Annotated in this window: 23 protein-coding genes; 21 read left to right on the top strand and 2 right to left on the bottom strand. The window is 44.8% G+C overall.

What is annotated here, in order from left to right; translation table 11 throughout:
- Nucleotides 1-424 precede the first annotated feature (424 nt).
- Nucleotides 425-1,876 carry a hypothetical protein gene (locus GC093_RS32085; protein ID WP_171656018.1) on the top strand — a complete coding sequence of 484 codons (1,452 nt, stop codon included), beginning with the start codon at nt 425-427 and terminating at the stop codon, nt 1,874-1,876.
- Between the two features lie 37 nt (nt 1,877-1,913).
- Here GC093_RS32085 and yyaC read toward each other — a convergent pair whose 3' ends face one another.
- Nucleotides 1,914-2,519, bottom strand: a complete 606-nt coding sequence (gene yyaC / locus GC093_RS32080; protein WP_171656017.1) for a spore protease YyaC — start codon at nt 2,517-2,519, stop codon at nt 1,914-1,916.
- Between the two features lie 184 nt (nt 2,520-2,703).
- Here yyaC and GC093_RS32075 point away from each other — a divergent pair, with 184 nt between their 5' ends.
- From GC093_RS32075 to rbsK, 18 genes are all read left to right on the top strand, one after another.
- Nucleotides 2,704-3,450, top strand: coding sequence for a creatininase family protein (locus tag GC093_RS32075; RefSeq protein WP_171656016.1), 747 nt, complete (start codon nt 2,704-2,706; stop codon nt 3,448-3,450).
- Between the two features lie 62 nt (nt 3,451-3,512).
- Entirely contained in the window at nt 3,513-4,856 is a 1,344-nt protein-coding gene (locus GC093_RS32070) for a hypothetical protein (RefSeq protein ID WP_246315760.1), read from the top strand.
- Between the two features lie 182 nt (nt 4,857-5,038).
- Nucleotides 5,039-5,743: an iron-containing redox enzyme family protein gene (locus GC093_RS32065; protein WP_171656014.1), complete on the top strand. Its 705-nt coding sequence runs from the start codon at nt 5,039-5,041 to the stop codon at nt 5,741-5,743.
- A gap of 306 nt (nt 5,744-6,049) precedes the next feature.
- Nucleotides 6,050-7,528 carry an aldehyde dehydrogenase family protein gene (locus tag GC093_RS32060; protein WP_171656013.1) on the top strand — a complete coding sequence of 493 codons (1,479 nt, stop codon included), beginning with the start codon at nt 6,050-6,052 and terminating at the stop codon, nt 7,526-7,528.
- A 42-nt stretch (nt 7,529-7,570) separates the two neighbouring features.
- Nucleotides 7,571-8,044 carry a GlcG/HbpS family heme-binding protein gene (locus GC093_RS32055; protein WP_171656012.1) on the top strand — a complete coding sequence of 158 codons (474 nt, stop codon included), beginning with the start codon at nt 7,571-7,573 and terminating at the stop codon, nt 8,042-8,044.
- 123 nt (nt 8,045-8,167) lie between these two features.
- A complete protein-coding gene (locus GC093_RS32050) occupies nt 8,168-8,755 on the top strand; it encodes a chromate transporter (protein ID WP_171656011.1) in 588 nt (195 codons plus the stop codon).
- Entirely contained in the window at nt 8,752-9,282 is a 531-nt protein-coding gene (locus GC093_RS32045; RefSeq protein ID WP_171656010.1) for a chromate transporter, read from the top strand. The genes GC093_RS32050 and GC093_RS32045 overlap by 4 nt, the downstream gene beginning before the upstream one ends.
- A gap of 80 nt (nt 9,283-9,362) precedes the next feature.
- Nucleotides 9,363-10,040 carry a GntR family transcriptional regulator gene (locus GC093_RS32040; RefSeq protein ID WP_171656009.1) on the top strand — a complete coding sequence of 226 codons (678 nt, stop codon included), beginning with the start codon at nt 9,363-9,365 and terminating at the stop codon, nt 10,038-10,040.
- A 41-nt stretch (nt 10,041-10,081) separates the two neighbouring features.
- Nucleotides 10,082-10,369: a 2Fe-2S iron-sulfur cluster-binding protein gene (locus tag GC093_RS32035; protein ID WP_171656008.1), complete on the top strand. Its 288-nt coding sequence runs from the start codon at nt 10,082-10,084 to the stop codon at nt 10,367-10,369.
- A gap of 73 nt (nt 10,370-10,442) precedes the next feature.
- Complete coding sequence (locus tag GC093_RS32030; protein ID WP_216624978.1) at nt 10,443-10,916, top strand: RidA family protein; 474 nt, start codon at nt 10,443-10,445, stop codon at nt 10,914-10,916.
- Between the two features lie 57 nt (nt 10,917-10,973).
- On the top strand, nt 10,974-11,273 hold the full coding sequence (locus GC093_RS32025) for a hypothetical protein (RefSeq protein WP_171656007.1): 300 nt from the start codon (nt 10,974-10,976) through the stop codon (nt 11,271-11,273).
- Nucleotides 11,274-11,574: 301 nt separating this feature from the next.
- Nucleotides 11,575-13,335 (top strand): sensor histidine kinase, encoded by a 1,761-nt coding sequence (locus GC093_RS32020; protein ID WP_171656006.1) that lies wholly within the window; start codon nt 11,575-11,577, stop codon nt 13,333-13,335.
- A complete protein-coding gene (locus GC093_RS32015; protein WP_171656005.1) occupies nt 13,307-14,929 on the top strand; it encodes a response regulator in 1,623 nt (540 codons plus the stop codon). Before GC093_RS32020 ends, GC093_RS32015 begins: the two co-directional genes overlap by 29 nt.
- A 122-nt stretch (nt 14,930-15,051) precedes the next feature.
- Nucleotides 15,052-15,948 carry a nucleoside hydrolase gene (locus tag GC093_RS32010; protein ID WP_171656004.1) on the top strand — a complete coding sequence of 299 codons (897 nt, stop codon included), beginning with the start codon at nt 15,052-15,054 and terminating at the stop codon, nt 15,946-15,948.
- 28 nt (nt 15,949-15,976) lie between these two features.
- On the top strand, nt 15,977-17,308 hold the full coding sequence (locus GC093_RS32005) for an extracellular solute-binding protein (RefSeq protein WP_171656003.1): 1,332 nt from the start codon (nt 15,977-15,979) through the stop codon (nt 17,306-17,308).
- Between the two features lie 77 nt (nt 17,309-17,385).
- Entirely contained in the window at nt 17,386-18,255 is an 870-nt protein-coding gene (locus GC093_RS32000; protein ID WP_312886656.1) for a carbohydrate ABC transporter permease, read from the top strand.
- A gap of 12 nt (nt 18,256-18,267) precedes the next feature.
- A complete protein-coding gene (locus GC093_RS31995) occupies nt 18,268-19,107 on the top strand; it encodes a carbohydrate ABC transporter permease (RefSeq protein WP_171656002.1) in 840 nt (279 codons plus the stop codon).
- A gap of 81 nt (nt 19,108-19,188) precedes the next feature.
- The gene (rbsK, locus tag GC093_RS31990; RefSeq protein WP_171656001.1) at nt 19,189-20,121 is read left to right on the top strand and encodes a ribokinase; all 933 of its coding nucleotides are present in this window, start codon (nt 19,189-19,191) and stop codon (nt 20,119-20,121) included.
- 129 nt (nt 20,122-20,250) lie between these two features.
- Here the strand turns inward: rbsK and GC093_RS31985 are convergent, their stop codons facing one another.
- Nucleotides 20,251-20,586, bottom strand: coding sequence for a 2Fe-2S iron-sulfur cluster-binding protein (locus GC093_RS31985; RefSeq protein WP_171656000.1), 336 nt, complete (start codon nt 20,584-20,586; stop codon nt 20,251-20,253).
- Nucleotides 20,587-20,825: 239 nt separating this feature from the next.
- Between GC093_RS31985 and nadX the strand changes: the two genes are divergently transcribed.
- Both nadX and GC093_RS31975 read left to right on the top strand, forming a co-directional pair.
- Nucleotides 20,826-21,632 carry an aspartate dehydrogenase gene (nadX, locus tag GC093_RS31980; protein ID WP_171655999.1) on the top strand — a complete coding sequence of 269 codons (807 nt, stop codon included), beginning with the start codon at nt 20,826-20,828 and terminating at the stop codon, nt 21,630-21,632.
- Nucleotides 21,633-21,665: 33 nt separating this feature from the next.
- Nucleotides 21,666-23,069 (top strand): NAD-dependent malic enzyme, encoded by a 1,404-nt coding sequence (locus tag GC093_RS31975; protein WP_171655998.1) that lies wholly within the window; start codon nt 21,666-21,668, stop codon nt 23,067-23,069.
- Nucleotides 23,070-23,148 lie beyond the last annotated feature (79 nt).

Genomic DNA, 23,148 nt, shown 5'->3' with positions numbered 1-23,148 from the left:
TGCTAGCTTCATGGTTTGCGTTGATGAGGCGGCGGGTTTTCCTTGGTTTTATTGTATACAATATGCAATATGCCTAGTTATTTGTCTAGGTTTGTGATAAAATACATTTTACAGAAATGTAATCGCTTCCATTAACCGTTTTCATTAAATCTGAATGGGAAACATGCTGCGGGAGAATGGCGCTTACAGACAATACAACATTTTGAAACAATGCGAATAGCTGTAATGAAGCTAATGTTGCAGGTTTCTTTTGTTGTGTTATGTTTTATGACGTGATAAACTCGGAAACAAAGGAATTAGTCGGTGTTGAATCTTATATTCTATTAAAATTGTATACCAAATGCCGAAAAAGACTATTTAAGAGACAAAAAATGTGCTACAATCACTTTGAAGTACATTACATCGAAGAGGCAGGGGATTCTGAATGATCACATCATCACATCTTATGTACGCTTTTATCACAGTTGCGGTTATTGTAGTCATGTTGTTCAGACGTGGTGTAATCATTCCGACTTTAATCGGGACCTTTTTAGTCGGATGGATTTACAAGGGTGATGTGATTAGCGGTTTCAAGGCGGTTTACAACGCGAATCTTACTGCTGCAAAAGAACTCTTCACGATTTTCCTGATCATTACGTTTATGGTGGCGTTATTGGCATCATTGCGCGATATCGGGGCGGACCGCCGAATGATACGACCTATACAGAAGCTGATTGTTAATGGTCACATAGCATTCTTTGTACTTGCGGCGGTTACGTATGTTATTTCATTGTTCTTCTGGCCGACACCGGCCGTACCTCTGATTGGTGCATTATTGTTTCCAGCGGCGATTCGAGTGGGGCTTCCACCGATGGCTGCGGCAATGGCTGTTGCTCTTGCGGGACAGGGGATGGCCTTATCCTCCGACTATGTCATGCAAATAGCTCCAATGCTAAGTGCCAAAGGAGCTGGTGTTTCAACAGCGCTTGTTGCTGACAAGGCTATGGTGCTGTCACTGATTACGGGCGTGGTTTCCATTACGGGGGCTTACTTGATGCATCGTAAGGCGATCCGTAAATCGGATGCTCCTGTTCAGCAAGAGGCAACAGTAATTGAAATGAAGGCTGCAACAACAGTGGAATACGCGGAAGCGGCAGCAGCGACAGAAACCCTTTCGCCATCTGTGCTTAAGTGGTCCAAGATCTTTGCCGTACTGGTTCCAGTGTCTATGCTGGGAGTTATGATTGTTATGGCCGCAAGTAAGTTCGGCGGTACAAACATGGGCGGCTTTGAAGGTGGAGATGGAGCAGCTTTTATTGGCGGGGTTGCTGTCATACTGCTCATTCTATCCTGTACCGTGTTTTCGAAAATCAGTGCATTGGACAAGATTGGAGATCATCTTACTGAAGGCTTTGTATTTGCCTTTAAAGCAATGGGACCCGTTATTCCAATTGCAGGCTTCTTCTTCTTGGGTAATGCCGACTTTTCGAAAAGTGTTTTATCGTTAGGGGATAATGTCAAGGCACCAGCTTTTCTGTATGATTTGGTTATGTCCGTACAGTATGCAATTCCAACCAACGAGTTTTTTACAGCTTTTGGAATTTTGCTTATCGGTATTATCGCCGGATTGGAAGGATCGGGATTCTCTGGTCTGCCATTAACAGGCTCTCTCTCGGGCGCATTGGCGCCAACAGTAGGCATGGATCCTTCAACACTGGCTGCTATCGGTCAGATGGGTTCGGTATGGTCTGGTGGCGGAACGCTTATTGCCTGGTCATCACTTGTAGCTGTAGCGGGGTTTGCTGGGGTATCCGTTATTGAATTAGCACGTAAAAACTTCCTGCCGGTTTCTATTGGATTAATCGTATCAACCATTGCTGCTATGCTGCTGTGGTAATTGCATAATGCGTACGTTGTAAAAAAGTTGGAAAGCTCTATCTCCCCGAGGATAAGTGATCCGATAATTGGTCAATCGGCTGCTGCTCTTGTGCAAGCTTAGGAATAATATCTTGGCTAGATTTGACCAAGATGCGGCTAATGACGGCCGACATTTCTTGGACGAAGGTAAGACTGGTATGCTCCAGAACTTTATGATTTAGCTGACCATGATTGTTAATAATACCTTTAATATGAATGTGGCCAATGGGGGGCAGCTGTTTGTTAAGACTGACTCCAGGTTGAAGAGGCTCCTCCACGAGCTGGAGCGTACCGATTTTATAGAATTGCCCGAGACAAGCATCAACGGCGATAACGTAAGCACGGCTATGTTTGCTCGTGATGCTAGCTAATGTTTTGTGCATATTTAAAGCATGTACAGGCTTAGCGAGTGTTCCGTAAATATGAACAAAAGGGTGCCCATCAAGTCGCTCGGACAAACGGCTGCCAACCAAAGGTCCTAAGGAATCACCGTTGTAGCGGTTCGTTCCTATGCATATGATTACAATTTCAGTAAAGTTCGGATTTTTCAAGAAATGCTTGGTTAATAAATCCGAAATATAAGGTGCTGATTTTTTATCTAGGTAATGCTTGTGATGCATCATAGTGAATCGCCTGCTTTCTTGCTGATCTTATACTTGGAAGCACATCGTAGATGTCGTTATACTATATTGTAAACCATTTGGGTTCGTGCAATAAACAGTAATGAGAGAAAAAGATTTGTTAATTCTTCGTAATAATGGTATACAATACACCATATTATATAGTAAGAGAGGAGTTTATGCCATTATGCCAAACCCATACTTTTTAACACAGATGACTTGGCCTGAAGTGAAAGAAGCGCTTCAAACTGTTAAGATCGCTATTATTCCGCTAGGGGCGCATGAGCAGCATGGTCCTCATATGGTAGAAAGCTGCGATGCGGTTCTCGCGGAGGAAATGGGCAAACGGTTAACCGAGAAATTGCATCCTGAGGCAGTCCTGACTCCTACTATTAATATGGGGGTTTCACCGCATCATATTCACTTCCCGGGAACGATATCCTTAGAGCCGACGACAGTCATTGCTATTCTGCGTGACATGATGAAATCGTTAAAGCAGCATGGCATCCAACAATTTCTTATACTCAACTCACATGGAGGCAATCAAGCTACGCTTGGAGTTGCTGTTGATATGCTTACTACTGAGTTGGATGTGCGGATTTATTATGCCAAAACGACGGCATCGGCTAAGGATGTCATGGATAGACGAATCGAATCCAAGCTATATGGTCACAGCTGTGACCGCGAGGTATCGGAAGCCCTCTATCTGGCTCCTCATATAGTAAGGAAGGATAAGCTGGAAGCGGCCGACTATCAGGAAGGCCGATGGAAGAAGCTGCGTCCGGGCAATCCGCTGCAAGGGTTTTACTATTACGATGAAATGACACGTAATGGCTGCATTGGCGATGCTACCAAAGCCAGTGAAGACATAGGCAAGGAAATTGTAGAAACCGCTCTGGAGCGCTTAACCAAGGCAGTTAAAGAAGTGATATAAATATGAAGCAATCTTTATTCATACTAGCGATAGCTGCTTATCTTTGCTCGGCTTTCTATCCCATGGAGCTACTCCAATGGGTCATCTCTATAGCATGCTTGTTGATTGTTATTTTGGTTTTCCCTTCTGTTAAGAGATTCGTTCAAGGGATGGGCATAGTGTTCTTGGGCATAGGCGCTTTGCTGTTGATTATGAATGGAGCACCATGGATAAGTTTTATATCAAGCTTCGGTAACATGCTGAATATTTTAAGCTTGTTTGCTTTGCTTCCGCTAATTGCTTTGCCGATAGAGCTAGGGCAATATGCATCGCGGATTCAGTTAATCATTCAAAGTAAAATCAAGCATTCCGGTTTACTCTATACTATCACTTCCGGATTGTCGTATATATTAAGCTCTTTTATGAATTTAGCCACTTTGCCTATGATGTATCATACCATTCGTCCTTCGCTTGATTTGTATCCCATTGAAAAGAAGGAACGCTTTATAAGCAGAGCTATTACCCATGGCTACAGTATGCCGATTGTATGGACGCCAGTAGCGCCGATCGTTGGCATTATTGTCGAGATGACGGGTGTCGCTTGGAGCTCTATTCTACCAATCGTTATTCCGTTCAGCTTACTTGGGCTTGTCTTGGATGGTTTTATGGGAAAGTGGATCGCTAATCGCAGGCAGAAGCTGCTGGGTCAAACCGTGCTCAATGAAATAGCTGCATCCAGGGAAGTATTGTTAGAATCCGGACAGCGGCAGCCAGGGGGGCTTAAAGCAAGCCATCCTATACAAATCCTTATTGCCATTCTTATTTTTAATAGTTTGATTTCTTTATTGGAGAATTACTCTCATTTTAGCTTTTTGCTGTTAGTTTCTGTGTCTGTTATCCCTTTTGCGTTTTTATGGTCGCTGATGCTGGGCAAGGGCAGATTGTTTATTAAAAGGAGTCGCAGCCTGCTGCCGGAGCATTTGCTGAGGATGAAGGAGCAATTTTTTGTTTTTCTTAGTGCGGGCTTTATGATATCGGCCATTCAAACTACGGGTGCAGGACATTTTATTAATAGTTGGATTATAGGTGTAAAAGATATGGTAGGAGCGGATCTGTTTCTACTATTCATTCCTTTAATTCCTTTAATACTGGCCTTTGTAGGCTTGCATCCAGCCGTTGCTCTGGCTCTGGCTGGTGAGTCTCTTAACCCAAATGCACTTGGAATCTCCGTAGAGCTGACAGCAATTGCGATGCTCACAGGAGCCGCTGCGGCCTTCATGGTAGGTCCTTATAATGCAACAGCAGGTATGATGGCGGGACTCTCAGGACAGAGCTCTTACCGGGTCTCCAACTGGAATATTCCCTTTACAGCTGCGTATTTATTAATGGCGATGCTGCTTCTGTTAATACTTAAAAAAGTAGGTTGACAGATGAGCCTAGGTAAGCAATAATACAGGTATAAGGTTTTTGGTATACAATATACCAAAAACCAAACAAAGAAAGAATGAGAATTAAAATTCAGACTAACTAGGGTCCGGATTGCCGTGCAGGAAATGAGTTAGAGCAATTTATCCTACTTTTTTTCAAATTTGAGAGGAGTGCTTTTATAATGACATTGACTAAATCACGCTTAATGAACAAAGAGGAGTTTCGCCACGCTTTGGAGCAAGCAATTGAAGGAAATGCGGTAGCTAAAGCACCTTTTACAACTATGTGGGCAAACGGTGAATTGAAGAAAGAACATTTCGCAAGCTGGGTTGAGCAGCATTACGCATACGTTGGTCCATTCGCAGAGTACTTGGCTTATATATATGCTAACTGTCCACATGAGGATGCAAGAGATTTCTTGCTGCAAAACATGTGGGAGGAAGAGCTTGGCGGCGACCGTCATACGGATCTGTTGATTCGTTTCGGTGAAGCTTGTGGAACTACTCGTGAGCGTGTTGAATCGATGGAGCATTTGCTGCCTGAAACCATTGGTCTTCAATCCTGGTGCTACCGTATGGCATTCAAAGAGAACTTCTTGTTTGCTACCGCGGCTCTAGTGGTAGGACTTGAATCGCAAGTGCCTGCTATCTATCGCAGACAAACACCTACACTTCGTGAGAAATACGGCTTTACGGATGAAGAAGTGGAATTCTTCGATCTTCACATCGTATCCGATGAAATTCACGGAGAGCGTGGCTATCAAATCGTTCTGGAATATGCTAGAACGCCTGAAGATCAACAGCGTTGCATTGAAATCGTTGAAGAAGCAACTAAAATGCGCAGAATGTACATTGCAGCTATCTCTCGCGAATTTTGCTTAGAATAATACAGATCTTATAACCTAGTATTTCTTATCATTAACGATATAGCACATTAATAATTCCCGAGAATTCCTTCTTTCTCGGGAATTGGTTTAACAATAGCCCTATCTAGTGCGAGTTTAAAAAGTCCGGTTTCAGAACCGAGAAGATTGGACGAAAGCCGAGGAAGGAGGAACGGAGCGTAGGCAGTACCTACGTGAGTACCGGACTTCCCGGGTTTGTTCAATATTCGATGTCGAGTTACTTCCTGAACTACTACGTTATCAAAGTGGACTTTTTAAACAACCTCTTAGTGAGGAAAGGGGATTTATATGGTAATCGAGACAGCGGTACAAACATTTAAAAACCTAGTTAACGGGCAATGGGTGGATTCGGTAAGCGGTGCTACATTCGAGAATACGAATCCGGCTAACGCAACGGAAATTGTCGGACGATTCCAAGCCTCGGTAGAGGAGGATGTCAATCTGGCGATTGAATCCGCAGACCGCGCGTTCCAAACTTGGCGTTACACAGCTCCGACTAAGCGTGCTGAAATTCTGTATAAAGCAGCCGACTTGTTAGAAGCTGGCTTGGAGCAATATGCACAAGAGCTGACCCGAGAAGAAGGGAAAACGCTGGCAAGCAGCCGTATGGAAGTTAAGCGTTCAGCTCAAACATTGCGTTACTACGCATCAGAAGGCCTGAATGTAGCAGGGGAGACCCTTCCTTCCGATGACCCTACTACCTTTGTCTATACAAAAAAAGAACCATTAGGCGTTATAACGGTCATCACTCCTTGGAACTTTCCATTATCCATTCCGGTTCGGAAGATCGCTCCCGCCTTGGTTTCAGGTAACACGGTGGTGTTCAAGCCGGCATCAGATACGCCATTAATTGCGCTTCGTCTGGTTCAGGCCTTGCATGATGCAGGATTGCCTGCAGGCGTCCTCAATTTTGTAACTGGATCGGCTTCTAGAACAGGGACTCCGCTTGTAACTCATCCAGCTGTCAAAGCTGTTACATTTACAGGCTCAACAGGAGCAGGGGAGAAAATTAATAAATCGGTTCGTTTATCGACTCGCGTTCAACTGGAGCTTGGCGGCAAAAACCCGCTTATCGTTATGGCAGATGCCGACGTGGAGCAAGCGGCTGAATTAGCTATCAAAGGCGGCTTTGAGTTGACAGGCCAGGCCTGCACTGGCACTAGCCGCGTCATCGTAATGGATTCTGTGCATGACCAGTTTGTAAATGCGCTGATTGCCAAAACCCAATTATTGACTGTGGGCAGCGGCCTTACTAAAGGTATCGAAGTTGGACCCCTCGCCAATGCCAGCCAATTGAAGAACGTGCTGGATTATGTAGAAATCGGCAAAGCTGAAGGTGCTGAGCTTGTATATGGCGGAGAGCATTTGTCCGAGGGCGAATACGCAGAGGGCTATTATGTCCGGCCAGCTATCTTCACTAATGTGCTGCCAAACATGAGAATTGCTCAGGAAGAAATTTTCGGACCGGTCATTTCGATCATTCGTGTTACCTCCTTCCAAGAAGCTATGCGCATTGCTAATGATGTGGAGTTTGGATTATCGGCAGCTATTTGTACCTTTGACCCTAATCACATTCAGCATTTTATTAATAACATTCAAGCAGGTGTGGTCAAGGTTAACCGGACAACAACAGGCAATGCCTATAACGCTCCGTTCGGCGGTGTGAAAATGTCCAGCACCGCAACGTACCGTGAGTCAGGACGCGGAGCTCTGGAATTCTATACACAAATTAAAAGTGTCTACCACGGAGTAAAAAGCATCGATTAAATTGCAGAGCTTACTTATATAGAATGGAGGAGCTACCTACCTATGAAATCCGTATTGAAATTGGAATTGGAAGAAGCGAAAGTCATGCTGGAGGCGGCGAGAATCGCGGCTGAGGAAGTAAAAGCTCTGGAATCGATTTGTATTGTCGATGACGGCGGGTATGTAATAGCTATGGAGCGTATGAACGGCGGACGTATCACAGGTCCTGAGATTGCGATTGCTAAGGCGTTTACAGCAAGCGGACACAAGCGGTCGACTCATCTGTTCAATCAGCCAGGAGGTCCGGCTTCAACGACGGGCGAAGCGTTTGGTATCCATGCTATGCTTCCCGGCAAGTTCGCTATATTCGTAGGGGGCTTTCCCATTGTTGTGAATGGGGAAGTAGTCGGCGGTGTTGGAGTCAGCGGAGGCAATGGGGAGCAGGATACTGCAGTCGGAACAGCTGCATTGAAGGCGCTGCAAAATTACTTGGGCAATGAGTACGAAGTCATGACCCAAGCGGATATTAAGAAGTAGAGCGGAGAACAACGAGCGGAGCGGCCGAAAGCGTTCTGGAGAAGCGTTCGCTTTAGAAAGAATGCTTCGGCTACGAAGCGGGACTTGTTCGCAGACTTGTGACAGATAGGGTGGAGAGGCAAGATGGAGTATTGGAATTTGTTCCTCGGATTTTTCCGGATCGGCGTCTTGGGTTACGGCGGAGGACCTACCATGATTCCTCTTGTTCATGCGGAAGCCGTACAGAAGTATAAATGGATGACAGACGAAGAGTTTACGGACGTGCTGGCTATGGGGAATGCCTTGCCAGGGCCAATCGCCACGAAAATGGCCGGGTACATTGGCTATAAAGTGAAAGGGACCGCAGGTGCTTTCATCGCGATCTTGGCAATGGTCATTCCTGTTCTAGCTGCGATGATTTTTCTGCTGGGTCTCATTTATAAGCTCAAGGATTCCGGAATTGTAGGCGGCATGACACATGGGATTCAACCGGTAATCGGTGTGATGATGGCAGTTATGGCTTATGAGTTTTTCTTAAAATCATGGAAAGGCTGGACGAAGAACAGGACAATCGGATGGACGGTCATCTCATTAGTCGTCTTGGTTCTGCTGGATTTGAATCCGGGACTGCTCATAGGTATTGCCCTTGCTTACGCATTTATCGAATCGACCTACTTATTTAAAAAGCGGAAGAAGAAGCAGGCCGATTCTGACAGGGGATTTTCAGCATGATACTACTGCACATATTTTGGGCCTTTTTCATTCCTAATATTTTGGGATACGGCGGCGGGCCGCCGATCATCCCTTTACTGCAAGCCGAGGTAGTCGATCATTACGGGTGGATGACCTTGGAGCAATTCGGAGATGTGCTGGCGCTCGGGAATGCACTGCCAAGTCCTATTGCAACTAAGCTTGCTGGGTACATTGGATATCAGGTAGGAGGCGTCACCGGTGCTGTGGTGGCTTTGATTGCAACTATAGCGCCGACCGCCATCGCCATGGTCATCCTGTTCAAATTTCTACAGTTTTTTAAATCGGCTCCGCAGGTTGCTGCTATGACTCAGATCGTACGTCCGATTGTAGCGGTTTTACTTGGAACGTTAGCTTTTCAGTTTTTTGCAAGTGCTTATCAGTCCGCAGGAATATGGCAGACAGCAGCGCTTACAGCAGTTAGTTTAGTTGCTCTGGAGAAGCTTAAAATTCATCCGGGTCTGGTAGTTGCCTCTGCTATGGTATATGGAGCTGTTTTTCTTAGTTAAATGGAATACCTTCGAAATTGTTGTACTCTATATGTCATTTCGTTTACACTGAGAAGAAACAACATTCGGAGGTATACCAGATGCCAGATATGCCAGTCATATGGAAAGATGAAGAATTAAGCCCTATTCGTGATAAGGTATACCAGTATATTAAACAAGCCATTGTTCAAGGGATGTATAAATCGGGTGAACGCATTATCGAGCGCGAGCTGGCTGATCAATTAAATGTGAGCCGTACGCCCATCAGAGAAGCGCTATTTCGGCTTGAATCTCAAGGCTTTGTCAAAACGATGCCGCGAAAAGGTGTGGTTGTGTCCAAGCTATCACCGGAAGAAATCGTTGAAATATTCACGATATTAGCCGCTCTTGAGAGCTTGGCGATGAAGATGGCCGCACAAAAGGTAGAACAATCCCATCGTGATGAATTAAAGCGCATCATTGAGGAAATTGATCATGCGCTCGCTCAGCCGGTTTTTGATTTAAAGAACCGCATGTTCCATTTTTCGATTAACGATATTATTTTCCGGGCTGCGCAAAGCCCAAGATTGACACAGATGCTGGATAGCTTATCGGATTATATTCGCGCTTTTGCCCATCTTGGATATGAGCTTCCAGGACGGATGCGTAAGGCCGCGGAAGAGCACCGGGAGATGGCAGTGGCCGTCCTTAACGGCTATGGAGATCTTGCGGAGCAGCTAACGAAAATTCATCTGGAAAACTCCAAAAAAGCTTATATGGAAGCTTTGGAAAGAGAATAGAGAATAGAACAGCATGCTAAATTGTATAGAGGAGGTTTGCTATGCCCAATGTGAAATTACATCATAATAATGGAGAGCTATATGAGCAGGAAGTGGCGGCAAACAGCAATTTAGTTGTATTAGCCGGGATCAAGAAGTTTCCTCATCTGAAGTATGGCTGCGGCATGGGTAAATGCACCAAATGTATGGTCACCGTTCTTGCAGGCGGCGAGGCTCTAGCTGAACCTAACTGGAAAGAGAATAAAATGATAGGCGACAAGTTAAATGATGGCTGCCGTTTAGCATGCCAATTGTATATTTCAGAAGATATTGAGATCCGCCAAGAATAGCTTTGAGCTACTCGGAACTACTGCCGTGAGCTTATACCTTGGTTTTCAGACAAGCCTGGAGGGGGCGCTCCAATTGGAAAAATGCATACAGGTCGAGGAGAAGCTTAAGGAGCTAAATATTCAACTAGAATCACTTCCTAAGCCGAGCGGTAATTATGTTCCCTATACTATAGTAGGGCCGATGATCTATATGAGCGGTGTAACTCCTAAAGTAAACGGTGTGCTCCAATATAAAGGCAAGGTTGGGTTAGATCTAACGAAGGAAGAAGGCTATCAAGCGGCTCGGCAATGTATTATTAACCAACTGGGTACACTAAAGACCATTTTAGGGGATTTGGACCGGGTGGTAGGGATTGTCAAGATGGAAGGCTTTATTCATGCAGCCTCTGATTTCTATGATCTGCCTTATGTGTTGAACGGTGCTTCCGATCTGCTTGTTGAAGCGTTTGGCGGCGAAAAGGGGGCACATGCCCGTTCAGCGATTGGTGTCGCTGCCTTACCTGGCGCTGCTGCTGTCGAAGTAGAGCTAATTGTCCGATACGAATAAAATCCGATTTCAAATGGTTTACACCATTAACTAATAAATTAACTGGAGGTTTTGGAGATGAGCGAATTTATTTTGGTATCCACAACAGAACGTTACAAGACGGTAACCGACAATCCTGACCTGGAAACGATAGCTGAATACGAATATCACTTTTTTGGTAAGAAAAAGACTACATTTTCCATCTGCAAAATTAAAAATCCGGTTACCAGAATTGTGATTCAAGGTGTTTCAGAGGTGTTTCCGGACAACAGCATTCCCATTAAAGTATTCCCTAAGTTTGATACAACGGAACAGATCGAGAAAGAAATTTTCGAGTTGGATATGGATAAAGACAGCAAAATCGTAAGAGTCCAATAATTTGCCATAGCAAAAGTGCAGGCTTGATGAAGCTTGCATTTTTTTGCGTAGTGCTGCTCTAAATTGAGATTAAGATCAGGCTGTTAAGCCTTGATCTTTTTTTGTTTTTTCCATGCACAGGGAATAATGAAGTTATAGCTGCGTCTTGTTTTTGACGGTATAAACTCATATAATTGCCACGAGTTGTACAAGGAGCTCCAAGATTAACGCTCAGCAGCTCAGCTTGCCGGTTGGTGTTGAACTTTGCTAAAGCGAACGAAGAATGGGGCCGCTAAATCTTGTATGCGCAAAGGGGATTCTGATGATAATCAAAAAAAATATTTTTACTAAGCTCAATGCCGTTATCTTCATTTTTTTAATACCGATCTTACTTCTTTACGGCTTATCCAATCAGGTTAGCGTTCAGGTCGTAGAGGGCTTGTTACAGAAGGAAAAGAGCAATCAGCTGGAGTTTTTCCGCAAGCAATTGGATGCGACAGCTTTAAGCTTGGCCATGAATGCGATCACACTTACGAGAGACACAACTGTCCTGGGAATGGAAAGAGTGATGTTGACAGGCATAGAACAACAGTTGAATCAGATCGAATCCAACGTTCAAGAGAAATTAACTCTTCAGAGCTCTGCAAACAGCTGGTACAACGATATCACGTTGTATTTTCCTTCTGTTCAAAGAACGTTATCTACTTCATTTCGCCAAGTTCCTTATGATGAACGAAAACTAGATAAAAGTGTAAGGAGTCCCGGTTGGAGCTATAGACCAGACCCTGACCGTCCGGATACGTCATCCTTTGTTTATTACGCAGGCGGACCTATAAATGAAAATGGAAAACTCGATCAGAGCTTGGTTATTGTGGAAATGGCGTTCTATGAGTCCAATGTTACTTCCCTGCTGGATCAGTTGAAGACAGGCAGCAAAGGTGACCCTTTTATGGTGGACCGACAAAATCATCTCAGCTACAACCGCAGCTCCGACAAACAAACAACAAGCGCTGTGGTTGACGCTCTTTTTCAAAAAACGCTGGAGGAAAAAGGTGACTTTGTTACGGAAATCGGCAAAAAAACGTATCTGGTTAACTACGTTTATTCGCAAGCACTCGGGTATTATGTTGTTGATTATACGCCGCTAGAGCAAATTTTATCTCCGATCACTAAGATTCGCAACTTATTCTACGGCTTTATTATCCTATTGCTTGCAGTAGGGATTATGGCTTCCTTTTTGCTGTATAAACATGTTCAGGCTCCGCTCCACGCACTCACAGGTGTATTAAAAAGATTTCAAAACGGTGATTTTAGCGTGAGGCTGCATAGATGGTTTCACAGTGAATTCGATTTTGTCGTCGTTCGATTTAATGACATGGCGGGGCAAATTCAACATCTGATTGAAAATGTATATGAAGAGAAGAATCGATCCCGGATGGCTACACTCAAGCAGCTGCAGGCGCAAATTAATCCACATTTTTTGTACAACTGTCTTAATTTCATCATCAGCTCTGCCAATCTTGGCCGTAATGAGTCCGTTATTGCTATGGCTTATAACCTAAGTGATTACTATCGTTATATCACCAGGCTTGATGACCCCAACACATGCTTGCGGGATGAACTAAAATTAGTGAAAAATTATTTGGAAATCCACATGCTAAGGCTGCAGCGGATCCAATACGAAATTAACGTTCCTGAAGAAATGATGGGCATACGGATGCCAAGACTGCTCATACAACCGATCGTGGAAAATGCTATTGTGCATGGCTTGGAGCCCAAAATGGGTGGTGGAACCCTCGTTATAAGCGGAGAGATTATAGGGGAATACATCCGCATTACGATTGAAGACAGCGGTGTTGGAATTTCCTCAGACAGACAACAGCAGCTAATGGAGCAGCTTAATCAACCTATGGATGAGACAGTCGGATACGGGCTCTGGAATATACATCAACGGTTGAAGTATTGGTATGGTGAAACCTCGGGTCTGGAAATAACCTCCTCGTCAACCCAATCAGGACTTTGTGTAACTATATACTGGAAAGAAGGCTATGATCATGATTCGATTACTGCTGGTGGACGATGAGCCTGTTATTTTGGAGGATCTGGCGTTATTTATAAATAAAACAGCGGACTTTGAACATGTGTATACAGCAGCTTCCGGCCAGGAGGCCGTAGAATTAATAGAGCAATTTCCCATCGATATTGTTGTTACAGATATTCGTATGCCGGGGATGTCAGGACTTGAGTTTTGCGAATATGTCAAACAAAAACAGATGGATATCGAATGTATACTCTTATCGGGCTATGCTGAGTTCGAATATGCGCAGCAAGCGTTAAAAACCAATGCAGCGGCGTACCTGCTGAAGCCTGTGAAGAAGGACGAACTGCTGCAAACCATTCTCCAAACAGTGGAGGTATTGAAGCAAAAGAGGGAAGCAGCAGTATCGAACAAAAAGGCGCACGAGACGCTTCGCTCTCATTTGGTGCACTTGCAAGCCTCCTTGCTGCTTGATTTGCTCAAAGGGAAGAAGCTGACGCCAGAGAAACTGACCGAAGAAATGGAAAGGTTGAATATTCCTTTCGCTGTGGGCGATTGGGCAGCTATCATGCTGCTTAGAATTGAGAACCGCTTCTTGGAGTATGATGAGCGCAGCATTTCCTTATTCGAATTTGCAGTCGTCAATATTACGGAGGAAGTGCTTAATGACCATTTTGAAGTCTGGGCATGCAAGGATGACAGTCAATACTTGGCATTCTTGATCAAAATGAAAAACAGCGATTTGACGGATGCACCTCGAAAAAAGGTTCTTGAGCAGTTGATTCCGCAATTGCAGCATTATATAACGATCTATTTGCAAGGGAAAATTTCGGTAATCGTTAGTGACTTCGAAGCATTTCCAGTATGTCTTGCCGAGTTATATCAAAAAGCTCTGCTGTTGTTCAGAAGGCTGCCCGGCAGCGAGCAGGAGCTCTTTCTTCGCCTGTGGGATCAACCGCCACAAACACCATTGCGCCCTCTCCAGCGTTTGCATGAGCCTCCAACGATTTTGCAGCTGATTGAAACGGGTCGGTGGCAGGATGCGCACGAGAGATTGGATTATATTTTTGAAGAGCTAAGCAGCAATGGTATGGATACCGGGGAATATTTGTCGGAAGTGTTCTTTGCTTTATCGAATGCTTATACCTATGTGATTCACATGAACGGACTGCAAATGGCAGATGTGGTAGAGGAGCCCTATATGACAGGGAATAATGTCGCTACGTTCCGTACCGTAAAGCAGCTGCATGGGTGGGCGATGCAGGTGCTGGAGCGGATTAAAGAGCGCGTAGCAGATGGCAGCAAAGTGACGAGAGGTTCCTTTGTTTTGCAAATCCATCAATATATTGAACGGCATTTATCTGAGGATGTAACTCTGCAGGCAATTAGCGAGCATGTGCATCTGCATCCGGCTTACTTGTCGGTTACGTACAAGCAAGAGACGGGTGAGAATCTGAGTGAATATATATATCGCTACCGCATGGAAAAGGCCGCCTATTTGTTAAGAAATTCGAAAGCCAAAATCTATGAAATCGCAGCCCAGCTCGGCTACCAGTATACTCCCTATTTTACGAAGCTGTTTAAAAGCTATTATGATGTATCGCCGCAAGAGTATCGCGGTATGTCTAACCGGGAATAAGCAATATCTTTAAATTGTCCTCTATTTTCTTAAAATATCATCCGTATTCGTCTCCCCCTATACAACTTATACTTTAGTTAAGAAGCAGTAACAACTTTCAAAGCATATAGGGGGATACAGCAGTGAATCGCATAATACTTGACACAGATATCGGAACGGACTCAGATGATGCCGTCGCATTGTCGCTTGCACTGAGATCACCGGAAATCAAGCTTGAAGGAGTGACAACGGTTTATGGTAACGTGCATGTCCGTGCAAAGATTGCCAAGAAAATAATGGCGTTGTCCGGCGATAGCGAAGTCAATGTTTATCCCGGAGTTGTACAAACCTTGCTGCATAACCGAGAGGTATTCTGGGCGGGGATTGAGGGTGAAGGGCTGGACATTGAAGATCACAGCATGAAGGACGTCAAGCACGCCGTAGATTATATCATTGAAACGGTTATGAATAACCCGGGTGAGATTACTTTAGTGACCATTGGGCCGCTGACCAATATTGCTGCTGCTATTATTCGGGAGCCGCGCCTCGTAAGGAATGTCAAGGAAATCGTTATGATGGGCGGGGTTGTAAGGTTGGGCAGCAGTGCAGTAGAGCTCCCTCCGATTGAACATAATGTGAAATGCGATCCTGAAGCGGCATCGCTGGTATTTTCGAGCGGAGCTCCGATCCTTATGGTTGGGCTTGATGTTACAAGACAGGTTTCAATTACGAGACAGGACAAAGATGATTTGGCAGCATCGGGAACTCCGTTGGCCGTTACTTTGACCAAGCAAATCGAAGGCTATATGGATTATCGGAAAAGAGATTTCACCTTTATGCACGACCCCTTGGCTGTTGCACTGCTGGTAAACCGCCAATTGGTAACGACCAGAAGGATGAGCATCCAGGTTGATTACGATCATAGACATCCGACGGGAATTACAGTTGGGGAGCTGAATGAAGAGGGAAATGTGGAGGTTTGCCTAGAAGTAGACCGCGAATCCTTCCTGAAGCTGTTAAAAGAAAGAGTATTTTGCTGACACGCATTCATTATAAGGGGGCTTTACTTTGAAAAAAATACAAACCAGTATCGTTTGCTCGCTTGCTCTCCTGCTTGCCGCAGGATGTTCCGGTGCTCCTGGCAAGCAAGCTCAACCTGTCAAACAAACGGATAATGCTTCAGGCACGACTGAAATTTCTTATTTGGCTAACTCGATTTGGGAAAAGCCTATTAAAAAGGTTATCGAAGAATTTGAAAAGGAAAATCCTACTATCAAGGTTAATCTACAGCTAAGTCCTTCGACCAAGCTGACTGAAACCATCGAAATCAAGCTAGCCTCCAAAGCACAGGATCTGGATGTTATTTCTGTTGATGTTCCGCTAACCATGGGCTACTCGTTAAAAGGATATTTGGAGCCGCTCGATGCGCTGATTGGTGCGGATGCCAAGCAGAAATGGATATCCTCGGCAACGGATGCAGGATCCTATCAAGGACAACTAATGGCTGCACCGATGAACACCTCCAGTGTCGTGCTGTTTTATAATAAAGATTTATTCCAGAAAGCAGGCGTTTCATTTCCATCGGATCAATTGCAATACCGGATGACCTGGGAGAACGTACTGGAAGTCGCCAAGAAATTATCCAAGGATACGAACGGCGATAATCAAAATGATGTATTTGGCTTCAGCTTCGACCAGGTTGGCAAGGCCTATCAGCTAATATCCCTTGGTCAAAGTAAAAATGCGAAGGTGCTGAGCGACAACGGCCTTACAGCCAAAGATTACACGAATTCACCGGAAATGGTGACCGCGTTTCAGTTCTACTCGGACCTGTTCAATAAAGAGAAGGTTAGTCCCAAAATCAAACGTGAGGAAGCTTTGGATTACTTTATTTCCGGTAAAGTAGCGATGTTCTTGGCTTCAACCCAGAATATGCCCCGGATTAAGGACGCCGGCATGGACTTCGGCATAGCGCCTCATCCGTATTTCGCAGGGGGTAAAGTAGCAACTCCTACCGGCAGCTGGCACGTTGGTATTTCCAAATACTCAACGAAGAAAGAAGCGGCAGCGAAGTTCGTCAAGTATTTGACTTTAGGAAAAGGCTCACAAATTTGGTTCAATGAAAATGGTGCGCTGCCAGCCAGCTTGGAGCTGCTGGATCAGATCGATAAAGATCCGAAATATAAGGATTTCCCTAATAGCATTATGAAATTAGCCGCAGGCGAAGCGCGTGAAACAGCGGCTGTACGCCCGAAGACGCCAGGTTATCTGGAGTGGGAAAACAATGTTAACAAGGCATTCGAAGATATTAAAAACGGAACGGATCCAAAGAAAGCATTGGATGATGCGGCAACTTTAATAGACAGTCAATTGAAGAAATATCAATCCGTGGTGAAGTAATACAACCGCGCTGGGATGGGGAATCCATTTCCCCGTCCCTTCTTATTTAAGGCTGTTAGAAATTCAGATGATTGAAGGTGAATGATATCAAAGCAGGGAGAATCACCCCTTATATATTTTTATTTCCAGCGATCGCAGGCTTGCTAATGTTCAAGCTGTATCCGGTTTTTAAGGGCTTGGAGGACAGCTTCTATGCACCGTCCTTTTTAAATGCAAGCGAAGCGTTCGTTGGTTTGCAAAATTATAGCTTTCTATTTACAGATCCGGTATTTTGGAGCTCTCTGAAAGTTACGTTGTTATTCAATGTATTCGTCAATCCGATTCAGGTCATTCTTGCTTTCATGCTGGCACTGTTACTTAATGCCAAGCTCAAGCATATCGGTTGGTTTAGGGGAATTCATTTTGTTCCCGTAGCTGTTTCAGTTTCTACCGCTTGTATCCTGTGGAACATCATGCTGAGCCCGGAGCAAGGCGTCGTCAATTCGATGCTGGTGGGTCTTGGCTTGGATCAGCAGCCTTTTCTGACAGGCTCTAAACAGGCCCTTGCGTCAATCATTGGTATAGCAACATGGAAAGGCATCGGGTACTGGGCTATCTTTTTTCTGGCAGGGCTGCAGGAGGTTCCAGTGTCGCTATATGAAGCTTCATCCATAGATGGAGCATCCCGCTGGGAGCAGTTTAAGCAGGTTACTTTCCCGATGATGAAACGGTCTATAACCTTTGTCGCAGTATCGGTGACGGTGTCCAACTTCTTATTATTCTCCCCGATGTATATTCTTACTCAGGGCGGACCGGAGCACAGCACGAATGTTTTGATGCTGGAGAGCTACAACAGCGCTTTTCTTTACTCCGATTCAGGCAGAGCCTCCGCGATTGTTATTATCTTATTGCTTTTAACTTTGAGTATTGTTGCCTTGCAATTCAAATTCCTGAAGGCAAAGCATTAGAGAGGAGATCCCATGAAACGTAATAAAGGCTCAGTCCCTTTACTGTATATCGCTCACATCCTTCTGGGGTTAATCATTCTGCTTCCTTTGGCGTTTGCACTTGTATCTTCTCTGCGGCCTCTGGATGAAATCTTTCGCTATATGTCTCCTGTTTCCTGGCGAACGTTTATCCCGACTCAGATTACTTTTGATGCTTACGTCTCCTTATTTGTAGAAAGAGGCTTCGGCCGAATTTTCTTTAACACGTTCTATGTTTCTATTGTCAATGTTGTGGTGGGGTTGGTTATCGCTTCGATGGCTGCCTTTGCTTTTGTATATTTCGAATTTAAAGGCAGAGCTTTATTGTTCTTCCTCGTTATTCTTACTTTTATGATACCGTTTGAGGTTATTGCAATTCCTTTGTATGGCTTGGTTGACAGCTTGGGGTGGATTGATACTTACTCCGGCATCATTGTTCCGGGTTTAGCTAATGGGTTAGTCATTTTTCTATACAGGCAATTTTTCCTTGACCTTCCCAAGGCTCTTATTGAATCGGCTCGGATTGACGGAGCTTCGTGGTTCAAAATATATGCGGGAATCATCCTGCCGCTTTGTAAGCCTGTTACGGTAAGTGCCGGATTGTTAATCTTTATCCATCAGTGGGAGTCCTTCATGTGGCCGTTGATAGCAACCCGTTCGAAAGAATATAAGGTTATACAGGTTGCATTAAGCGATTTTGTTACCGAGTTTGCAACCTATTGGAATGAAATGTTCGCCGGTATCATTATAGCTGTTATCGTGCCTGTCCTTGTTTTACTGCCGCTGCAGCGTTATTTTGTCAACGGTATCGCCAATACAGGGTCCAAAGAATAGAGCCGTGAAACGGTTGGTGAAATTCGAATTGCAATGGAGAGACAAAAATCCGTTTGGCCTATACAAAGGGAGGTTGTTTCAATGGAAAATATAGTGGTAGTAGGCAGTATCAACATGGATTTTGTATGTTATATTCGCAAGCTTCCGCTGCCGGGAGAGACGGTTCAAAGCTATAAGACGGAGACGAAGTCCGGTGGAAAAGGAGCAAATCAGGCTGTTGCAGCAGCGCTTTCGGGTGGGAAGGTAACTTTAGTCGGGGCCGTTGGAAACGACTTCTACAGTCGGGATATAGTGTCTGGCCTTAAAAGCTTCCAAGTAAATACAGATCGAATATTGTGGAAAGATAGTGATATCGGCACAGCTTTCATTGCAGTGGATGAGTCAGGTCAAAACAGCATTGTCCTTAGCGAAGGGGCAAATGGCTGCTTGACTGTAGAAGATTTGGTCATCCTGCCGGAGTTGTTTGCAGAGTCATCGGTTTTACTTGTACAGAATGAAATACCTTGGAATTGCACGCGATTTGCTCTCGAAGCTGCAAAACAGCAGGGAATACAAACTTATGTAAACCCGGCTCCAGCTCTAGCTATACCAGAAGAAGTATTTCCTCTAATAGATGTATTGATATTAAATGAATCCGAGGCTGAATACATTACTAGTGTGAAGCTTAACGAAGATTTATCTAACGTTAAACAAGCTGCAAGCCAGATCCTTGCATCAGGGGTCCGAGAAGTTATCGTTACATTGGGTGAAAATGGTTCATTCTATATGAACAAGGAAGAAGAAGTCATCTTCACGCCTGCTTTTTCTGTAAATACCGTGGATACAACAGCTGCGGGTGATACTTTTATTGGCTCCTTAATTGTGGCAAGGCAACAAGGCTTGGCAATTAGAGACGCCCTGCAGCAGGCGAGCGCTGCTTCAGCTATCGCGGTGTCGCGAGCGGGAGCTCAAGAATCGATACCGACTGCGGACGAAGTTCATTTGTTTTTGAACAATAACAAAGCTGGAAACTAATAAATGTGCAATCGGATTGGCTTGAGATTCCGGTTGCATGCTTTTACACAAGTATATGGACATGAAAAGGAGCCCGAGTGAAATTGAACCAGGGCTCCTGCTTATTCTATTATGTGAGCTAATAAGTTCTTATTGAGCTGCATTAATCCGTCTTTGAGCAATTTTATTTAAACGGTCGACATCCTCTTCGCCCCATAAGACTGTAACGTCTCCGGTTACGAAGGTTTGACAAGCTAGACGAAAGCCCTGCTCAATCTTTTCGGTTCCTAGTCTATCGATTTCTTTCTTCATCACTTTGCTTAGATGCTCGTTTCCGTCCACGATCTGCACGCGGCACGTTCCGCAAAGTCCTCCGCCGCATTTGAAGGGAACGGCTCCCTCATATCTGATGGATGTTCTAAGAAGATTCGCGTCTTTATCCACTTCGATAGTTTTGCCTGATGTTTGAAAAGTCACAGATGGCATAAGTATCCCTCCCCTTCGGTATAAGCCCATTATAACATATTCATCTGGGTTATGGTATACCAAATACAATATTTTTGGTATGATAGAAGAGTAGTAATAAACTGAAAATCTCCGCTTATGTTTATTTAAGAAAGTTTCTTACAAAAACAGTATGTTTGGGATGCTGGTATTGCCAAGGCAAAACTCTGAAGATGCTTTTGAAGTTGGTTTTGCTAAAGCAAAATCCATAGGAGGGCTTTATGAAAAAGGTAGGGATAATCGGGTACGGAACTATTGGGGAGGATGTTGCCCAAGCGATACTTCAAGGTGAAGCTGGAACGGTTCAGTTGGATGCGATCTTGGTTCGGGATAAATCAAAATTGGAGGATTCGAATTCAACGGAATATTTGATCACGGATAGTGAAGATGAGTTTTTTAATCAACAGCTGGACATTGTCATAGAGTGTGCCGGTCATGAAGCCGTCAGAAAATATGGGGAAAAAGCATTGCAGCATGGCGCTGATTTGATTTTGGTGAGCGTAGGCGCTTTTGCCGATGAATCGTTGCAGAAGCTGCTGAGAGACAAAGCTGAAGAGAGTGGACGGAAAATCATAGTCCCTTCCGCTGCCATAGGCGGATTGGATCGAATTGCAGCCGGAAGCGTGGGCCCGATGGAGGAAGTAACACTAGTTACGAGAAAGCCGCCGAAGGCTTGGTACGGTACTTTGATTGAACAGCAAGTGAACTTAGCCGAATTGAATGAGCCTTATTGTGCCTTTGAGGGAGTTGCAAGAGATTCAGCTCGATTGTTCCCTGAGAGTGTAAATGTGTCAGCAGCATTGAGTCTTGCAGGTATCGGGTTTGATAAAACAAAAGTGAAAGTATATGTAGACCCACATATTAGCCATAATACGCATGAGATAGAAGCCAGAGGCAAATTTGGGCAAATTAAGCTGCAAATTCAGAATACACCGTCCGCAAGAAATCCGAAAACCGGATATATTGTAGCGATGAGTGTTATTAAGACGCTTAGGGATATGAGCTCTTCATTTGTAATTGGAATATAATCAGGGACTGCGAAGAAGAAGGGAGCGAATGGGATGGCTTACAACAGTATTATACTACGTTTGGAATTAAATCATGCCAAAGTGAATTTTGGTGATGTAGCATCGATCATTAGTAAAGCAGGCGGAGATATTACCTCCATAGATGTTATCCGTCCTGGACAAGAAACATCCACTCGCGACATTACAGTTCATATTGCGGATAAAGCTGAAGCCTTAATTGTGGAGTCGCTTCGTCAGATGGATGGAATTCAAGTCGTCAATGTATCCGACAGTACATTTCTCGTGCATCTTGGAGGCAAAATATCGATTCAGCCGAATCTTCCTATTAAAAACCGGGATGATTTATCCAGAGTGTATACACCGGGCGTGGCTCGTGTGTGTACAGCTATTCATGAAAATCCGCAGAAAGCCTATTCCTTAACAATTAAGCGTAATATGGTGGCGGTTGTGACCGATGGAACGGCTGTATTGGGGCTGGGTGACATCGGACCGCACGCGGCTGCACCAGTAATGGAAGGTAAGGCGATGCTATTTAAGCAGCTCGGCGGGGTGGATGCGTTCCCAATCTGCTTAGACACCAAGGATACCGAGGAGATCATCCGTACGATCAAAGCGATTAGCCCTATTTTTGGCGGAATTAATTTGGAGGATATCAGCTCGCCTCGCTGCTTCGAGATTGAAACGCGCTTGGCAGAAGAGCTGGATATGCCGGTGTTCCATGATGATCAGCATGGCACGGCTATAGTGGTTATTGCGGGATTGCTGAATGCCCTGAAGGTAGTAGGGAAGCGTATGGAGCATGTGCGCGTTGTTGTAAATGGGATTGGCGCAGCAGGGGTGTCCATATGCAAAATGCTGCTAGCTGCAGGTGTGAAGAGGCTCGTTCCAGTTGATCGCGATGGAGCTATTGTACGTGGCGGGAACTACGATTATCCGATGTGGCAATGGCTGGCTGAGCAGCCTCAGGTTGAAGCTGAATCAGGAAGCTTGAAGGAAATGATAAAGGGCGCTGATGTGTTTATTGGTGTATCCAGGGGAGGACTTTTGGGTGCAGAGGACGTTCAGAAAATGGCGCCGAACAGCATAGTATTCGCTATGGCTAACCCTAAGCCGGAGATTGATCCGGAGGAAGCTCTGCCGCATGTGCGCGTGTTTGCCACTGGGAGAAGCGACTACCCGAATCAGATCAATAACGTGCTAGTGTTCCCCGGTATCTTCAGAGGGGCACTGGACTGTCGGGCACGCCGCATCAATGAGCCGATGAAGCTTGCCGCGGCTCGCGCCATTGCTTCGGTTGTCTCCGAGAAGGAGCTAAACGATCAGTATATTATCCCTAGTATTTTTAACGAGCAGGTCGTTACGAAAGTAAGGCATGCTACTATCGAAGCTGCTATATTAACCGGTGTCGCGAGGCGTATACCGCCTGAATTCAGATAAAGTAAAATCAATCGTGGACAATGAAAACCCTTAGCGAATAAGGGTTTTTTGTTGTTTTATGGATAACAACTATCCTATG

This window comes from Paenibacillus foliorum, assembly GCF_013141765.1.
GTDB classification, from domain to species: domain Bacteria; phylum Bacillota; class Bacilli; order Paenibacillales; family NBRC-103111; genus Paenibacillus_S; species Paenibacillus_S foliorum.
This window is presented reverse-complemented; position numbering and strand designations above follow the sequence as displayed.